Genomic DNA, 15,376 nt, shown 5'->3' with positions numbered 1-15,376 from the left:
TACGAAGAGCGCGTCGATAACGGACCGCCGTACCCCAATGAGTACGGCCTCCCTCGCCGAGCAACTTCGACAGTCTACTCGGCGGGGAGGCCGCACCACAAAACGATCAAGCGGGACTCAGTCCTGCGGACCCGACTGCTCCTCGAAGAGGCTGGTCACAGAGCCGTCCTCGAAGATCTCCCGCACCGCGTTGGCGATGGTCGGGGCGATCGACAGGACCGTGATCTTGTCGAGCTCCAGCTCGTTCGGCGTCGGCAGCGTGTTCGTGAACACGAACTCGCTCACCTTGGAGTTCTTCAGCCGGTCCGCCGCCGGGCCGGACAGCACACCGTGCGTCGCCGTCACGATGACGTCCTCCGCGCCGTGCGCGAACAGCGCGTCCGCGGCCGCGCAGATCGTGCCGCCCGTGTCGATCATGTCGTCGACCAGGACACACACCCGGCCCTCGACGTTGCCGACCACCTCGTGGACCGTCACCTGGTTGGCGACGTCCTTGTCGCGCCGCTTGTGCACGATCGCGAGGGGCGCGCCCAGACGGTCGCACCAGCGGTCGGCCACACGCACCCGGCCCGCGTCCGGGGACACGACCGTGAGCTTGTCCCTGTCCACCTTCGCGCCCACGTAGTCCGCGAGGATCGGCAGGGCGAAGAGGTGGTCGACCGGGCCGTCGAAGAAGCCCACGATCTGGTCCGTGTGCAGATCGACGGTGACGATGCGGTCGGCACCCGCGGTCTTCATCAGATCGGCGACAAGGCGCGCCGAGATCGGCTCACGGCCGCGGTGCTTCTTGTCCTGACGGGCATAGCCGTAGAACGGCACGATCACGGTGATGCTCCGCGCGGAGGCCCGCTTCAGAGCGTCGATCATGATCAGCTGTTCCATGATCCACTTATTGATCGGAGCCGTGTGGCTCTGGATCAGGAAGCAGTCCGCGCCACGTGCCGACTCCTGGTACCGCACGTAGATCTCGCCGTTGGCGAAATCGAAGGCCTTGGTGGGTACGACGCCGATGCCCAGCTCGTGGGCCACCTCCTCGGCCAACTCGGGGTGGGCGCGGCCGGAGAAGAACATCAACTTCTTCTCGCCGGTCGTCTTGATCCCGGTCACAGCACTGTCTCCTCAGACGAGTTCTTCCGCTGCTGCACCCGCGATACATCCAGAGGTCCAGGAGCGATTCCTCGCATCCCAGGACATAGGTCGCGCCACGAGTCAGCCGATTGGTGTGCACCTATCACGGTACGCGGTGTTCAGCGCACCTTTTTCCAGTCAGGTTGCCGGCCGGCTCTCCCCGGCCGCGTTCTCGGCACCCCGGGAGGCCGTCTCGGCCGCCTTCGCCGCCGCGCTCCCCGGCCGCTTTCGGGCCACCCAGCCCTCGATATTCCGCTGCTGGCCCCGGGCGACGGCCAGTGAACCCGGCGGCACGTCCTTCGTGATCACGGACCCCGCCGCCGTGTAGGCGCCGTCGCCAATCGTGACAGGAGCCACAAACATGTTGTCCGAACCCGTCTTGCAGTGCGACCCCACCGTCGTGTGGTGCTTGGCCTCACCGTCGTAGTTCACGAAGACGCTCGCGGCACCGATGTTCGTGTGATCACCGATCGTCGCGTCCCCCACGTACGACAGGTGCGGCACCTTCGTGCCCTCACCGATCGACGCGTTCTTCATCTCCACGTACGTCCCGGCCTTGGCCTTCGTGCCGAGCCGCGTGCCGGGCCGCAGATACGCGAACGGGCCCACGGACGCCCCCTCGCCGACCTCCGCGCCGTTCGCCACCGTGTTGTCCACCCGGGCGCCCGCACCCACCGTCGTGTCCAGCAGACGTGTGTTGGGGCCCACCTCCGCACCCTCACCGAGGTGCGTCGCCCCCTGGAGCTGCGTCCCCGGGTGCACGAGCGCGTCCCGCTCGAACGTCACCGTCGCGTCCACCCACGTCGACGCGGGGTCCACCACCGTCACGCCCGCGAGCATGGCCTCCGTCAGCAGCCGGTCGTTCAACACCCGCCGCGCGTCCGCCAGTTGCACCCGGTTGTTGATCCCCGCGATCTCCCGGTGGTCCTCCGCCACGGACGCCCCCACCCGGTGCCCCGCCTCCCGCAGGATCCCGAGGACGTCCGTCAGATACTCCTCGCCCTGACTGTTGTCCGTACGCACCTTGCCGAGCGCGTCGGCCAGGAGCTGCCCGTCGAACGCGAACACCCCGGAGTTGATCTCACGGATCGCGCGCTGCTCGTCGCTGGCGTCCTTGTGCTCCACGATCGCGGTGACCGCGCCGGAGGCCGGGTCGCGCACGATGCGGCCGTAGCCGGTCGCGTCGGGGACCTCGGCGGTCAGGACGGTGACGGCGTTGCCGTCGGTGGCGTGGGTCTCCGCCAGGCGCCGCAGGGTCGCGCCCGTCAGGAGCGGGGTGTCGCCGCACACGACGACGACCGTGCCGTCGACGCGGCCGCCGATCTCCTCCAGGCCGATGCGGACGGCGTGCCCGGTGCCGTTCTGCTCCGCCTGGTAGGCGGTGCGGGCCTGCGGGTCGATCTCGGCGAGGTGCGCGGTCACGCGCTCGCTGCCGTGCCCCACGACGGCGACCAGACGCTCCGGCGCGAGCTCGCGCGCGGCGGCGAGCACGTGCCCGACGAGGGAACGGCCGCAGATCTCGTGCAGGACCTTCGGGGTGGCCGACTTCATACGGGTGCCCTCACCCGCTGCGAGGACGACGACGGCTGCCGGGCAATTGGCGCTCACGGGGGTGCCCTTCGGCTTCGGATGCGTGGGGTTCGGACATCCGCAGGATACCGGGGCGTAAGGGGGCGGAAATGGGGGCGGGTCCCGACCTTGCGGTCAGGACCCGAACCTAGGCGATGTATCTGAGCTCCCGGGGAAGGAATCGAACCCTCATTCAATGGACCAAAACCATTTGTCCTGCCATTAGACGACCCGGGATGGTTCGTCCGCTATGTCCGATTCTGCTGATCGGCTTCGCGCGCGGACAACACTATGCCGTACCAAGCGCCTTCCATGCGACGGTACAGCTCGGCGCTCTTGAGGACGTAGATGGCGAGGCAGCCTCGATAGGCTTCGGAGGTGTTCTTCCGGACCGTCCTGGGGTTGTGCTTCTTGATCGTCGTCTTCTGGAGTGTGGAAGCCTCCATGCCCACCAAGTCGGCCCAGAACGCTTCGGCTTCGGCCACGTCCGCTGATTCGTGGATGCTCACCCGGAGGCGCAGGCGCTCGCGCTCCACGCCCTGAAGGTCGAGCCAGTGCAAGTAGAACGCGATCACGTTCGGGTCGCTGTTGATGAACGCCAGCCTCTCGCGGCGGCTGTACGCCTTGTCCTTGGTGCCCTCGGCCCAGTAAAGAACGACGCCTGCCAGGAACGCCTCCCGATCGGACAGGCTGCCGACTTCTGCGGTCCAGACGGCCTTGGTCCGCCGCCGCTCCTCGTCCCTCACTGCCAACTCGTGCTCCCAGCGCTTCCGCGCGGCCAGCTTCGCCTGTTCCGACGGGTCCGGGCGCTCCGGCTTCGGCAGGTCTCGTACCCACAGTGAGACGGAACTCTTCGAGCAGCCCAGCTCTGCCTGGATCTGGTTGTACGTCCAGCCCTTGAGGCGCAGCTCGCGGGCGCGTTCGCGGAGGTCGTCCTTGGCCCGGGGGCGCTTGGTCCACTCCGGTGCGGGTTCGCCCTCGACGAGGCGCTGGAGGAGGTCCTTGCTGCGGACCTGGAGGGCGTCGGCGATCTGCCGGAGGCTCAGGCCCGCGCGGCGCAGCGTGATGGCCCGGTGGCGCAGGGACGCGAAGTCGGTGATCTCGGTCATGCGGCGAGCCTCGTTCGGAATTTTGGGTTCCGGGTCGAAAATCTGGGCGGTTCAACTGTTCGAGGGTTACCTGGCGGTTCGGGGGTCGTCCGAGGGCCGCGCGGGTAGGGCCGCGGGGCGATCGCGTGCCGGAAACTCACCGGAAAACCGGGCGTCGGCGCCCGTAGGCTGGAAGGCATGACCACGACGGGGGACAGCGGGGCCGCGGCCAGGACAGGGCCGTGGTGGTGGGAGCGGCGGCGCAGTGCCGTGCTCGATGTCGGGCTCGGCGTCGTGTCGGCGGCCGAGTGCGGTGCGGAGGGTGTGGAGTTCGCGCGGGACGCGGGGCTGCCGCTCGCGGTGGGTGTGGTCTTCGGGGTGCTCGCGGGCGCGACCTTGGTGTTGCGCCGCCGGTGGCCGATCGCGGTGGTGCTGATCGCGGTGGCGATCACGCCGGCGCAGATGGGCGTCCTGATGACGATCGTGGGTCTGTACACGCTGGCGGCGTCGGAGCTGCCGCGCCGGATCATCGGGGCGCTTGCGGGCATGTCGCTCGTGGGCACGCTGATCGTGACGATGGTGCGGGCCAATCAGGACATAGCGAGCGGGGATCTGAGGATCGGTGAGGGGGTCATCCCGTTCATCGCGATCAGTACGTCGCTGGGGGTGACGGCGCCGCCGTTGCTGCTCGGTCTGTACGTGGGTGCGCGGCGTCGCCTCATGGAGTCGTTGCGGGAGCGGGCGGACAGCCTGGAGCGGGAGCTGCAGCTGCTCGCGGAGCGGGCGGAGGAGCGGGCGGAGTGGGCGCGGAACGAGGAGCGCACGCGGATCGCCCGGGACATGCACGACGTGGTGGCGCACCGGGTGAGTCTGATGGTGGTGCACGCGGCGGCGTTGCAGGCGGTGGCGCGGAAGGATCCGGAGAAGGCGGTGAAGAACGCGGCGCTGGTGGGTGACATGGGCCGGCAGGCGCTGACGGAGCTGCGGGAGATGCTGGGGGTGTTGCGGGCGGGTGAGGCGCCGCCGAAGCCCGCTCCGGCGCCGGTGCCGCTGGCGGCCGTGGCGGCGGCCGCGGCGCAGGCGGCGTCGCGTGCGGGGGGCGAGGAGGCCGCGGAGGCGGTGGAGGGCCCGTGTCTGGCGGAGCTGGACGAGCTGGTGGACCAGTCGCGGGCGGCGGGCATGGTGGTGGACATGTCCGTGGAGGGGGAGTCGCGGTCGTACGCGGCGGATGTGGAGGAGACGGCGTACCGGGTGGTGCAGGAGGCGTTGACGAACGTCTTCAAGCACGCGGCGGGGGCGAAGGCGTATGTGCGTCTGGCGCATCGCAGTGCGGAGATCGCGATGCAGGTGGAGAACGGTCCGCCGCCGGAGACGGCTCCGGCGGACGCGCGGCTGCCGAGTGGTGGCAATGGTCTGGTGGGGATGAAGGAGCGGGTGACGGCCCTGGGCGGGGTGTTCGTGTCGGGGCCGACGGACGCGGGTGGTTTCCGGGTGTCGGCGGTGCTTCCGGCGGGGGCGGCCGGGGCCTGATCGGCGTCGGCCGCCGGACGGCGCGGGGCGGTGAGGTCCAGCGAGGCGCCTACGCTCCGGCGGTGAGGCGTACGGGCCGGGTGCCGGCGATGAGTGTGGTGAGGGCCTGGTCGATGTGCTGTCCCAGGTACCAGTCGCCGGTGTGGTCGAGGCTGTAGACGCGGCCGCGGGCGTCGATGGCGAGCAGGGCCTGGGTGTCGGTCTCCTCGCCGATGGGGGTGACCTGGGTGCCGAGGGCGCGTCCGAGGTCGCCGAGGGTGCGGGCCAGGTGGAGGCCGTACATCGGGTCGAGGTGCAGGGTGGCGGGGGCTATCTGGCGGCCGGGGCCCTGCGGGGTGATGTGCAGGCCGCCGAATTCGGCCCAGGCTTCGACGGCGGCGGGGAAGACGGCGTGCCGGTGTCCGGCGGGTGAGGTGTGGCGGCGCAGGACGTCGGCCCAGATCTCGGCCTGTTTGATGTCCCAGCGGCCCGGTCGCCAGCCCGCGGTGCGCAGGGCGGCGTCGACGGGCACGGGGAAGCGGGTGGAGTGGTCGGTGTGCATGGTTGCGTGAGCCCTCGTGGTGCGGTGCGGATGGGGACGGCGGGCGGGGGTGTCAGCCGTCGGCCGCCGTGGGGTCCACGACGCGGACGCCGAAGTGGTCGGTGAGGGCGGTGCAGGAGCGGCAGGGCCGGGCGAAGGCGCCGTGCAGGGGGTCGCCGTCCTCGCGGATGCGGCGGGTGGTGAGTTTGGAGTGCTTGAGGGCTTTGCGGGCCTCGCCGTTGGTCATGGGTTTGCGGCGGGCGCGTTTGGAGCGGCTGGCGTCGGCGGTGGTGAGGTGCCGGGAGACGAGCAGGGCTTCGGCGCAGCGGCCGGTGAAGCGTTCGCGCTGGCCGCTGGGGAGGGCGTCGAGGAAGTCCTGGACGAGGGGGTGGAGTTCGGGTGGTTCTTCGCCGCGCTTGGGGGTGGCGGTGAGGGTGGTGCCGCGGACGGAGAGCGCGGCGGCGACGGTGGGCAGGATGCCGTCGCGGCGCTGGAGCAGGATGGGTGCGTCGGCGGGCACGCTGCTCCAGCCGACGCGGGGGTCGCCGCCGGGTGCGGCGGGTGCGGTGGCCGCTGTGGTGCCCGGGGGGCTGTGGGTGCTGTGGGTTCCGTGAGTCCCATGGGCGCTGGTGGTGCCGGTGGTTCCGGTGGTTCCGGTGGTGCCCCGGGTGGTCGCCGTGGTCGTTGCTGTGGTCGTGGAGTGAACGGTTCCGGCGCTTTCCGTGGATGTGTCGGTGGTCCGTGACATGCTGGTTTGTGCCGTGTGCATGTGGTGTTTCCCTCCCCGTGCCCGCGGCGTCGGCCGCTGGTGCCACGCCCCCGCGTTGCGGGAACAGACTGCCAAATGGGGCGCCTGGTGCGGAAGCTGGGTCGGTGCGACACGACCGGGTTTCGTCTCTGGGTGACGGTCCCGTGGCGGGTGGTCACGGTTGTGGAGGCCCGATGACCCGTGTCGTCCTTCCGCATAGGCTGTCGCCATCCGTGAACCTCGACAGTGCCGCAGGAGGGCAACCGCCATGACGACAGGTCGGCCAGGTCGGCTCGGGCAGCAGGCCGCGCCGCCGAACGCGGCCTACGCCGGGCAGGTCGTGCACTTCCCGGACCCGGTCCGCGCCGCGCGCCATCCCAGGGGGGTGCGGGTGGACGGTGACGGCTACCCGGACTTCTCGCCGTACGCGCGTGCCGCCGCGGAGATCGCGGAGCCGCCGGAGGGCTTCGGTGTGGACGAGCTGCGCCTCACGGACTACGTGTCGGCGAACGCGGCGCTCGCGGCGTCGGGCCACGAGCTGTGGGACACGATTCCGGCGGTGGCGACGCCGCACGGCTGGACGTGGCACCACGCGCCGGGCGGTCGCCGGCTTGAGCTGGTCCCGGTGGAGGTGAAGGCGTTGCTGCGGCATCACGGCGGCATCGCCACGTCGGCCGTGGACCACCACAAGCGGGGTACGCGGCCGCTGCAGGAGACGCGGCCGGCGCATCTGGCGCTGCCGAAGGCGGCCCTTGCCGTCACGGAGGGCCAGGTCACGGGGGTCGAGGAGGATCTGGGCTATCGCCTGCCGGGTGCGTACCGCGCGTTCTTGAAGGCGGCGGGCGGCTGTGCTCCGGTCGGTACGGCGCTCGACGCGGAGCTGGGTCTGCTGATCGACCAGCCGTTCTTCACGGTCCGCGACGAGGCGGCCGTGAACGACCTGGTGTACGTCAACAAGTGTCTGCGCGACCATCTGACCAAGGACTTTCTGGGGGTCGGCTTCGTGCAGGGCGGTCTGCTCGCGGTGAAGGTGAAGGGCGACCGGATCGGCTCGGTGTGGTTCTGCGCGTACGACGACGCGCGGGACGTGGATCCGTCGTGGGCGCCCGCGGAGCGGGTGCAGCGGCTGCTGCTGCCGTGCGGTGACGACTTCGACGCGTTCCTGTCCCGGCTCGCGGGCAGTCCGCCCGAGCTGGAGACCGTGGCGAACCTGATGGTGGACGGCGGCTTCGCGCGCGCCGTCCCGGTGGGGGAGTGAGCTCCGAGATGGTGACCTTCGCACAGGCGCAGGAGCGCGCCGAGGAGTGGATCAACGGCGACGTACCGCCGCCCGGGCACCGGGAGGTGCGGGTGCGGGAGTTCGACCTGGGCTTCGTGGTCTGGGCGGAGGACCGCGAGGGCGGTCCCCGTTCGGACGGTGGCGGCCAGCGGCTCGTCATCGCCCGGGACAGCGGTGAGGCCACGCTGTGGCCCGCGCTGCCGGTGGGTGAGGTGATCCGCCGGTACGAGGAGGAGTACGGGGTGCCGGACGCGCAGGAGCCCGCTGCGGCGCCCGCGGCCCCGGAGCGCATGGATCTGAATCAGACGTCGTTCCTGCTGAGTCCGCCGGAGTGGTTGCAGGAGGCGGCGGACAAGCTGGGGATTCCGGACCGGCGGTCGTCGGCCGCGGAGGCCGGGGCGTCGCCGGAGCCTGTGGTTCCGGCCGCTCCGGTGGCGCCGGCTGCTCCGGTGGCTCCGGAGCCCGCGGTGACGTCGGCGGGGCCGGTGCCCGCGGCCCCTTCCACCGCGCCCGCTCCTGCCGGTGGCGGCACGCCGTGGCCTGCCGCAGGTGGGTCGGCCGGGGCGTCGGTGGGCGTCTCGGGTTCCGCCGGGCCGTCGTCGGAGACGCCGTGGGCCGGTACGGACACGAACATCGGTGCCGATGACGACGACGTGGCGGTGCCGCTGCCCGCGACGGTGTTCTCGCCGCCGGTGAATCTGGACGGCGAGGAGGAGGACGCGCCGCCCGCCGTGTCGCCGGAGGCGAAGACCGCGCTGATCTCGGGCGGCAGTCAGCTCCCGAAGACGGCGGTCGCGCCCGCCCTTGACGAGCCGGTGCCCGGGGCGCCGGGCCCGGGGCCGAGCCTTCCGCCGCCGCCCGCGGGCGCTGCGGTGAGCGGTCCGCACCTTCCGCCGCCGCCCGCGGGTGCGGCCGTGAGCGGCCCCCATGTGCCGCCGCCGCCCGCCGGTGCGGCTCCGAGCGGGCCCGGCATGCCGCCGCCCGCGGGCGCGGCCGTGAGTGGTCCGCACCTTCCGCCGCCGCCGGCTGGTGCGGCGGTGGGCGGTCCCGGTACGCCGCCTCCGCCCGCGGGTGCGACTCCGCCGCCCGGGCCGCAGGCGCCGTCGGCCCCGTCCGAGGGCGCCGCTGTCGGTGGCGGCGCGACTCCGCCGCCCGGTGCGCCCGGTGGCGGCTATGTGGCGACGCAGCTCGTGTCGTCGCTCGGCCCCGAGGGGCCGCAGCCTCCGGGGGCGCCGCAGCCGCCTGCCGCTCCGAGCGCGCCCGGTGTTCCGGGTACGCCGCCCGGTGGGGTGCACCACGCCGCGACGATGCTGGCGGACCCGAGCATGGGCGGCGGGGTCCAGCCTCCGGCGGCTCCGGGTGCGCCTGGCGCGCCCGGCGCGCCTGGTGCTCCGCAGCCTCCCGGTCCGCCCGGTGTTCCGGGTACGCCGCCCGGTGGGGTGCACCACGCCGCGACGATGCTGGCCGACCCGAGCCTGGGCGGGGCGCCCAAGCCTCCGGGGGCTCCGGGTGTGCCCGGTGCTCCGCAGCCGCCTGGTGCTCCCGGTGCTCCGGGTGCCCCCGGCGGTGGCGTTCACCACGCCGCCACCATGCTCGCGGGCCCGGCCGTCGGCGGGCCGGGTGCGCCCCTGCCGCCCGCGGCCCCGCAGCCGCCGGGTGCCCCGGGTGCTCCGGGCATGCCGCCGCCCGCTCCGGGCATGGTTCCGCCGGGCCCCGGCATGCCGCCGCCCGGCGCGGGGCAGCCCTACGGCTATCCGCAGCCGCCCGTCGGGCAGCCCACCGTGGGCCCCGGCTACCAGGCCGTGCTGCGGTACCGCGCCGCCGACGGGTCCGAGCAGCAGCTGATCCGGCGGTCCGCGCCGGGAACGCCGCACCCGGAGTGGCAGATCTTCCACGAGCTGCGCGGCATGAACGTGCCGCCGGACCAGGTCCTGGAGCTGCACACGGAGCTGGAGTCGTGTGAGCTGCCGGGCGCGTACTGCGCGCGGATGATCCGGGAGACCTGGCCGCAGGCACGTATCACCTCGATCGCTTCGTACGGCAGGGACCACGCGTCGCGTCAGCAGGGCATGCGGCAACTGCTCGCGCACCAGGGTGAGTTGCACCAGGTCGCGGACGGTCCCGCGCGTCCGGCGCCGGTGCGGGCGCCGCTGCCGCAGGTGCCGCCCGCGCAGCCGGTGCCGCCGGAGGCCGTGGCGCAGGAGCTCGCGGCGGCGTTCGGGCCCGGCGTTTTCCGGTTCGACCAGCGGGCGGTGTCGCGGCAGGGCGTGCCGGACGTCGTGGCGCACACGCTCGTGGTGGCGGGGCTGCCCCTGGACTTCGGCCCGTTCTTCTGGGCGCAGGCCCAGCCGGGGCGGCCGGTGCCGACCCTGGCGGAGCTGGCGCAGGAGCGGGGCGTGGCGCCCGCGCCGGACGCGGGTTCGTACCTGGTGATGGGCAGCGACTTCGGCCGGGCGGTCTGTGTGCAGTACGGCACGGCGCACATCGTCGCGGTGCCGGTCGAGGCCGGGCCCGGCGGAGTTCCGGTGCCGCCGCAGTTCGTGAACACGGGGCTGCCCGAGTTCGTGCGCTGTCTGGCGCTGCTCGGCCGCATGTGGCGGCTGCGCTACGGCCTCAACCAGGAGCAGGCGGGCCGCTGGACCGTCGACTTCCAGTCGCAGCTGGCCGCGCTCGACCCGGCGGCGCTGTCCTCGCCGGAGAGCTGGTGGTCGGTGCTCCTGGAGCAGATGTGGGACGGCTTGCTGTAGCCGGCGCGCTTGTCCGACGGGGCGCTCGACCTGCGTGGCGGGTCGGGCGCCCCGATCATGCGGTGATGAGTACGCGGCCGCTTCCGGGGGCCTCGCGGGACTCGTACGCGTGGATCCCCGGCCACGGTTCCGGTGGCGGGCGGGCCCGAGGTGCCCGGCGTCGGCGATGTCGTCGTAGGGGACTCCGAGCGGGTCAAACGGCTCTTCGACGCACTGCGGAACGACACCCCGATTCCGACTTCTGGCCCCAATTGACGCATCCTTGAGCGGGTGGCGCTGACGGAGTGTCGTGTTATGACCACTTCCGCTTGATCCATCAAGATGTGCGCCAATCGCGTTGTACGCGGGTGGCGCGACGGAGAGAGTCAGCGCGACGGTGAGAGTCCGTGTGGGCGAAAGAGGGGAACCAGATGAGCGGCAGCGGTGCGTCACCTCATGGCTTCGTCGCCGTACGCGGGCGCGGCTACCGTCCCGAACAGGTGGAGGCGTACGCCGACGCGCTGTCCCGGGACCGCGACGCCGCGTGGGAGCGCGCGGCCCGGCTCACCGTCCTCGCCCGGGACATGGGGGAGGAGGCCGCGCGCCTTCGTGCGGCCGTCGCGCGGCTCGCCCCGCAGACGTACGACGAGCTGGGGCAGCGCGCCCAGTACCTGCTCGTGTTGAGCGAGGAGGAGGCCGCGGCCGTGCGGGACGCCGCCGCGGCCGACACGTACGAGCTGGGGCAGGCCGTCGGGGCGGCCGCCGACGAGCTGCGCGACGGTGCGCGGGCGTACGCCGAGTCCGTGCGGGGCGAGGCCGAGGAGCGGGCCCGGCAGCGGCTGCTCGCCGCGCGGGCCGCCGCCGACGAGCTGCGCGTCGCCGCGCGCGGCGACGCGAAGGAGTGGCGCGACGAGGCGCTCGCCGCGCTGCGGGAGATGCGCCGGCGCACGAGCGGGCTGCTCGCCGAGCAGGAGAAGGAGCACGGGGAGCGCTGGGAGGCCACGGAGCGGGAGATCGCCGAGCGGGAGGCCGTCGCCGACGCCCGCGAGGCGGCGCTCGTCGCCGCGGCCGAGGCCCGTCTCACCGAGGCCAAGCGGGCCTGCGCCGAGGCGGAGGAGGCGGCCCGGCACGGCGAGGAGGACGCGGCCGCGCGGGCCGCGGAGCTGATCTCGCGGGCGCGGGTGCGGGAGGAGCGGGTGGGGCGGGAGACGGAGCGGGTGTTGCGGGAGCATGGTGAGCGGTGGGAGGAGGTGCGGGCGCACATGGACCACGTCCGCAACAGCCTCGCCTCCCTGACCGGCCGAGCCCCCGGCGACACCCCGGGCCCCACCCCCTGACTTGAGCCTGGGCCCAGCTCCCCTCGTCCGCGGGGGGGGGCTTTCCTTGGCCGCGCGGCGGGGTGGGTTCTGCCCACCTGCCCGTGGCGGGGCGCCGTCCGAGGCCCTCCGCGTGCGCCCTGTTCCGAGCGTCGGGGCGGTCCCGCCCACCCGCCCCCACCCTGTGTCGGGGCGCCGTCCTCCGCGTTGGCCCAACCCTGAGCGTCAGCGCGGTTCCGCCCACCCGTGGCGGGGCACTGCGCGAGGCCTCCCGCATGCGCCTCGTTCCGAGCGCCGGGGTGGTCCCGCCCACCCGCCCTCACCCATGACGGGGCACCGCCTTCCGCGTACGCTCCGCCCCGAGCGCCCTCGCGGTCCTGCCCGCCGGTGATGGGGCACTGCCCGAGGCCTTCCGCGTGAGCCCTGTTCTGAGCGTCGGGGTGGGGCCTGCCCAGCTGCCTGCGACGGGGCACTGGCCGAGGCCTACCGCGTGCGCCGTGCCCCGAGTACCGGGGTGGTCCCGCCCACCCGCCCCCACCCTGTGTCGGGGCGCCGTCCTCCGCGTTGGCCCCACCCTGAGCGTCAGCGCAGTTCCGCCCATCCGTGGCGGGGCGCCGCCCTCCGCGTGGGCCCCGCCTGGAGCCCTCAGCGCGGTCCTGCCTGTTCGTGGCGGGGTACTGCCCGAGGCGCCCCGCCCCGAGCACCGACGTGGTCCTACCCACCCCCGCCGTGCCGGGGGAGCGGCAGCCCCCTACGGTCCGGTCCGCCGCCCGGCGCGGTCCCGCCTCCCGGCCAGGTGCCCCGAGGCCCGGTCTCGCGACGCTGGGGAGTTTCGGGTGGGCGGGTGGGCAAGGCCTGGGCCTGCTGGTGTGGGGTCCGGCTGGCGGGACCGGTGCCTCGGCGGATCGGCTGGGTGGCACCTGGGTGCTGTGTCCACCGTGCCGAGCTCTCTGCTTCGCCCAGCGTGGACGGGGTGCCTCCGCCCGTCGGGGTGGTCGCGGCATTCTGCGTAGGGGCCGGGGCGGTTCTGTCGGCCCGGGCGTGAGGCGTCAGTCGGCACGGCCCCTCCCGCCGAGGTGCCCCGAGGCCCGGTCTCGCGGCGCTGGGGAGTTTCGGGTGGGCGGGTGGGCAAGCGCCCGCCGCGGTAGCGGCGGGGAGGGGGAGGGCGTCACGGGCGGCGCTCCGCGTCGGGGTCGGGCGGGCGGGAGCCGGGGTGGCACGGGTGGGTGGGAGGGAGGCCGCCGCCCCGGCGGTGGCTGGTGGGCGGGGCCCCGTCATGGTGTGGGGGTGCGGCCCGCGAGGAGCCAGGGCTCCACGGCCTCGTAGCGGCGCTGAGCCTCCCGCCGAGCCCCCCGACGGCTGAGCACCGTACCGATCCACCCCAGGAAGAACCCCAGCGGAATCGAGACGACCCCGGTCGTGGTGAAGGGGAACCAGGCGAAGTCGTGCTCGGGGAACGCCGCCCCGGCCGAGCCGGACACGAGGTTCGTACCGGTCATGAGCACGGCGCAGCCGACCGTACCGCCGATGAGGGTGGCGAGGAGCCCCGCCCGGGTGAAGCGCCGCCAGAACAGCGCGTAGCCGAGCGCGGGCGCGAGCGCGGACGCGCCGAGGCAGAACGACAGGGTGACGAGCGGTTGCAGGCTGCGGTCCTGGATGAGGACCGCGAGGCAGATGGCGCCCGCGCCCACCGCGAGGGCGCACCCCCGGGCGAGCGCCATCTCGCGGCGCGGCGAGAGGTCGCGGCGGCAGGCGGCGAAGACGTCGTGCGCGAGGGAGTTGGCGCAGGCGAGGATCATCCCGGCGACGGACGCGAGGAGCGTCAGGAAGATCGCGGTGGTGACGGTGGTGAAGAGCAGCGTCTCGGCGGTGGAGGCGTCCGCGCCGAACACGGCGCGCGAGCCGAGGAGATAGGCCGTGTTGCCCTGCGGGTCGTGCCCGGCGATCTCCTTGCGCCCGAGCATGGCCGTGGCGCCGAAGCCGATGACGGTGATGACGAGGACGAAGAGGGCCACGCACGCCACGGCCCAGGACATCGAGCGCCGTATCGCGGGCGCGCCGCGCGCGGTGTACATCCGCATGGTGATGTGCGGCAGACACGCGCCGCCGAGGACCACGGTGAGCTCCGAGCTGATCATGTCGAGGCGGGGCGCGGGGCTGTCGCGGAACTGGAGGCCGGACTCCAGGAAGGCCGGGCCGAGCCCGCTGCCCGCGCGGGCAGCGGCGAGCAGCGCGCCGGGGTCCCAGTCGTAGCGGCGCAGGATCAGCGCGGCGACGGCGAGGCCGGAGCCGAGCAGGATGACGACCTTGAGGATCTGGATGAGGGCGGTGCCCTTCATGCCGCCGATCGCCGCGTAGCTGATCATGAGGGCGCCGAGTGCGACGACGCAGCCGGTCTTCAGGCCGGGGCTCGTGAAGCCCAGGATGAAGGCCAGCAGGTCGCCCGCGCCCGCGAGTTGGACGAGCATGAGCGGAAGGAGCGCGGCGAGGGTCGCGGCGCTCGCGGTGACGCGGACCAGACGGCCGGGCATGCGGCGGGCGAGGACGTCGCCCATGGTGAACCGCCCCGTGTTCCGCAGGGGTTCGGCGAGCAGGAACATCAGGAGCATCAGGGAGAGTGCGGTGCTCAGGGCGAGGACGACGCCGTCGTAGCCGAGGAGTGCGATGACGCCGGTGGTGCCGAGGACGGTGGCGGCGGAGATGTAGTCGCCCGCGATGGCGAGGCCGTTGCGCAGCGGGGTGAGGCGGCCGTAGCCGGTGTAGAACTCGCCGAGGTCGTCGCGTTCGGGGCCGGTCATCACGCACAGCAGCAGCGTGAGGGTGACGACGGCGGTGAAGGCGACGAGGGACGTGCTGCGGGTGGCGTCATCCACGGCTCGCCTCCAGTTCCACGAGCTTGCGCAGGCGTGCGGCGAGCCGGTCGAGGCGGCGCCGGGCCGTGACCTCGTACAGCGCTATGGCCAGGCACATCACGGGGAGTTGGAGCAGTCCGACGAGGAGCCCGGTGGTGAGGCCGCCGGTGACGGCGCCGGTCATGAGGGCGGGCGCGAAGGCGGACAGGAGGAGGAAGAGCGTGAAGTAGCCGAGGGCGGTGAGGGTGGCGACGCGGCGCTGCCGGCGGTAGGCGCCGCGCAGTTGGCGCAGGTCGCCGCGGTGGCCGGGGCCGGGGGCGGGCCTTCGGCGCGGGCTCGCGGGGGCGGGCGGTGGCGGGGCGGGGGGCTGCCAGGGGTAGGTGAGGTGGAGCGGGGCCTCCGGGGCCTCCGGGGCTTCCGGGGCGCGGGAGGAGGGTGGAGTGTAGGGAGGGAAGGCGTGGGGAGGGCGAGCGTGGGGAGGGTAGGGGGACGAGTCTGGGGGAAGGTGGGGCATCCCGGTCTCCTTGCGTCTCCTTGCGCGGCTTCGGTCCGGTGCGGACCGCGAGGGAGCGAGGGCCGAGTACGTTACTGGCAGGTAGTGGGAGCGCGTGGGGTTTTCC

At 73.3% G+C, this 15,376-nt stretch carries 11 protein-coding genes and 1 tRNA gene; 4 read left to right on the top strand and 8 right to left on the bottom strand.

The window, feature by feature from the left end; all coding sequences use genetic code 11:
• Nucleotides 1-117 precede the first annotated feature (117 nt).
• The 4 genes from CP982_RS18410 to CP982_RS18395 form a co-directional block, all read right to left on the bottom strand.
• Entirely contained in the window at nucleotides 118-1,107 is a 990-nt protein-coding gene (locus tag CP982_RS18410) for a ribose-phosphate diphosphokinase (RefSeq protein WP_150511539.1), read from the bottom strand.
• A gap of 159 nt (nucleotides 1,108-1,266) precedes the next feature.
• Nucleotides 1,267-2,736, bottom strand: a complete 1,470-nt coding sequence (gene glmU / locus CP982_RS18405; RefSeq protein WP_150511538.1) for a bifunctional UDP-N-acetylglucosamine diphosphorylase/glucosamine-1-phosphate N-acetyltransferase GlmU — start codon at nucleotides 2,734-2,736, stop codon at nucleotides 1,267-1,269.
• A 127-nt stretch (nucleotides 2,737-2,863) separates the two neighbouring features.
• A tRNA-Gln gene (locus CP982_RS18400) sits at nucleotides 2,864-2,934 on the bottom strand.
• 11 nt (nucleotides 2,935-2,945) lie between these two features.
• Nucleotides 2,946-3,806, bottom strand: a complete 861-nt coding sequence (locus CP982_RS18395) for a hypothetical protein (protein ID WP_150511537.1) — start codon at nucleotides 3,804-3,806, stop codon at nucleotides 2,946-2,948.
• Between the two features lie 177 nt (nucleotides 3,807-3,983).
• On the opposite strand from CP982_RS18395, the gene CP982_RS18390 reads away from it, so the two are divergent.
• Nucleotides 3,984-5,315: a sensor histidine kinase gene (locus CP982_RS18390; protein ID WP_150511536.1), complete on the top strand. Its 1,332-nt coding sequence runs from the start codon at nucleotides 3,984-3,986 to the stop codon at nucleotides 5,313-5,315.
• A gap of 49 nt (nucleotides 5,316-5,364) precedes the next feature.
• On the opposite strand, the gene CP982_RS18385 is transcribed toward CP982_RS18390, so the two are convergent.
• Nucleotides 5,365-5,856, bottom strand: a complete 492-nt coding sequence (locus tag CP982_RS18385) for an SUKH-3 domain-containing protein (protein WP_150511535.1) — start codon at nucleotides 5,854-5,856, stop codon at nucleotides 5,365-5,367.
• A 52-nt stretch (nucleotides 5,857-5,908) separates the two neighbouring features.
• Nucleotides 5,909-6,583 carry a YwqJ-related putative deaminase gene (locus tag CP982_RS18380; RefSeq protein WP_150515561.1) on the bottom strand — a complete coding sequence of 225 codons (675 nt, stop codon included), beginning with the start codon at nucleotides 6,581-6,583 and terminating at the stop codon, nucleotides 5,909-5,911.
• Nucleotides 6,584-6,851: 268 nt separating this feature from the next.
• Here CP982_RS18380 and CP982_RS18375 point away from each other — a divergent pair, with 268 nt between their 5' ends.
• The 3 genes from CP982_RS18375 to CP982_RS18365 all read left to right on the top strand — a co-directional run bounded on the left by CP982_RS18375 (nucleotide 6,852) and on the right by CP982_RS18365 (nucleotide 11,925).
• Complete coding sequence (locus CP982_RS18375) at nucleotides 6,852-7,841, top strand: SMI1/KNR4 family protein (RefSeq protein WP_150511534.1); 990 nt, start codon at nucleotides 6,852-6,854, stop codon at nucleotides 7,839-7,841.
• An 8-nt stretch (nucleotides 7,842-7,849) separates the two neighbouring features.
• A complete protein-coding gene (locus CP982_RS18370) occupies nucleotides 7,850-10,609 on the top strand; it encodes an SUKH-4 family immunity protein (protein ID WP_150511533.1) in 2,760 nt (919 codons plus the stop codon).
• A gap of 410 nt (nucleotides 10,610-11,019) precedes the next feature.
• Nucleotides 11,020-11,925 carry a cellulose-binding protein gene (locus CP982_RS18365; RefSeq protein ID WP_150511532.1) on the top strand — a complete coding sequence of 302 codons (906 nt, stop codon included), beginning with the start codon at nucleotides 11,020-11,022 and terminating at the stop codon, nucleotides 11,923-11,925.
• A gap of 1,253 nt (nucleotides 11,926-13,178) precedes the next feature.
• Here the strand turns inward: CP982_RS18365 and CP982_RS18360 are convergent.
• Complete coding sequence (locus CP982_RS18360) at nucleotides 13,179-14,777, bottom strand: sodium/solute symporter (RefSeq protein ID WP_229879264.1); 1,599 nt, start codon at nucleotides 14,775-14,777, stop codon at nucleotides 13,179-13,181.
• On the bottom strand, nucleotides 14,770-15,270 hold the full coding sequence (locus CP982_RS18355; RefSeq protein WP_150511531.1) for a DUF485 domain-containing protein: 501 nt from the start codon (nucleotides 15,268-15,270) through the stop codon (nucleotides 14,770-14,772). Before CP982_RS18355 ends, CP982_RS18360 begins: the two co-directional genes overlap by 8 nt.
• Nucleotides 15,271-15,376 lie beyond the last annotated feature (106 nt).

Source organism: Streptomyces spectabilis, assembly GCF_008704795.1.
GTDB lineage: Bacteria > Actinomycetota > Actinomycetes > Streptomycetales > Streptomycetaceae > Streptomyces > Streptomyces spectabilis.
Note: the sequence above shows the minus strand (reverse complement) of the source record. Positions and strands in the feature narration are given on the sequence as shown.

Excerpts from the sequence above, each read along its gene's own strand:
- CP982_RS18375 (WP_150511534.1), top strand. The coding sequence starts at position 6,852 with ATGACGACAGGTCGGCCAGGTCGGCTCGGGCAGCAGGCCGCGCCGCCG.
- CP982_RS18370 (WP_150511533.1), top strand. The coding sequence starts at position 7,850 with ATGGTGACCTTCGCACAGGCGCAGGAGCGCGCCGAGGAGTGGATCAAC.
- CP982_RS18385 (WP_150511535.1), bottom strand. The coding sequence starts at position 5,856 with ATGCACACCGACCACTCCACCCGCTTCCCCGTGCCCGTCGACGCCGCC.
- CP982_RS18365 (WP_150511532.1), top strand. The coding sequence starts at position 11,020 with ATGAGCGGCAGCGGTGCGTCACCTCATGGCTTCGTCGCCGTACGCGGG.
- CP982_RS18395 (WP_150511537.1), bottom strand. The coding sequence starts at position 3,806 with ATGACCGAGATCACCGACTTCGCGTCCCTGCGCCACCGGGCCATCACG.
- CP982_RS18355 (WP_150511531.1), bottom strand. The coding sequence starts at position 15,270 with ATGCCCCACCTTCCCCCAGACTCGTCCCCCTACCCTCCCCACGCTCGC.
- CP982_RS18380 (WP_150515561.1), bottom strand. The coding sequence starts at position 6,583 with ATGTCACGGACCACCGACACATCCACGGAAAGCGCCGGAACCGTTCAC.
- CP982_RS18390 (WP_150511536.1), top strand. The coding sequence starts at position 3,984 with ATGACCACGACGGGGGACAGCGGGGCCGCGGCCAGGACAGGGCCGTGG.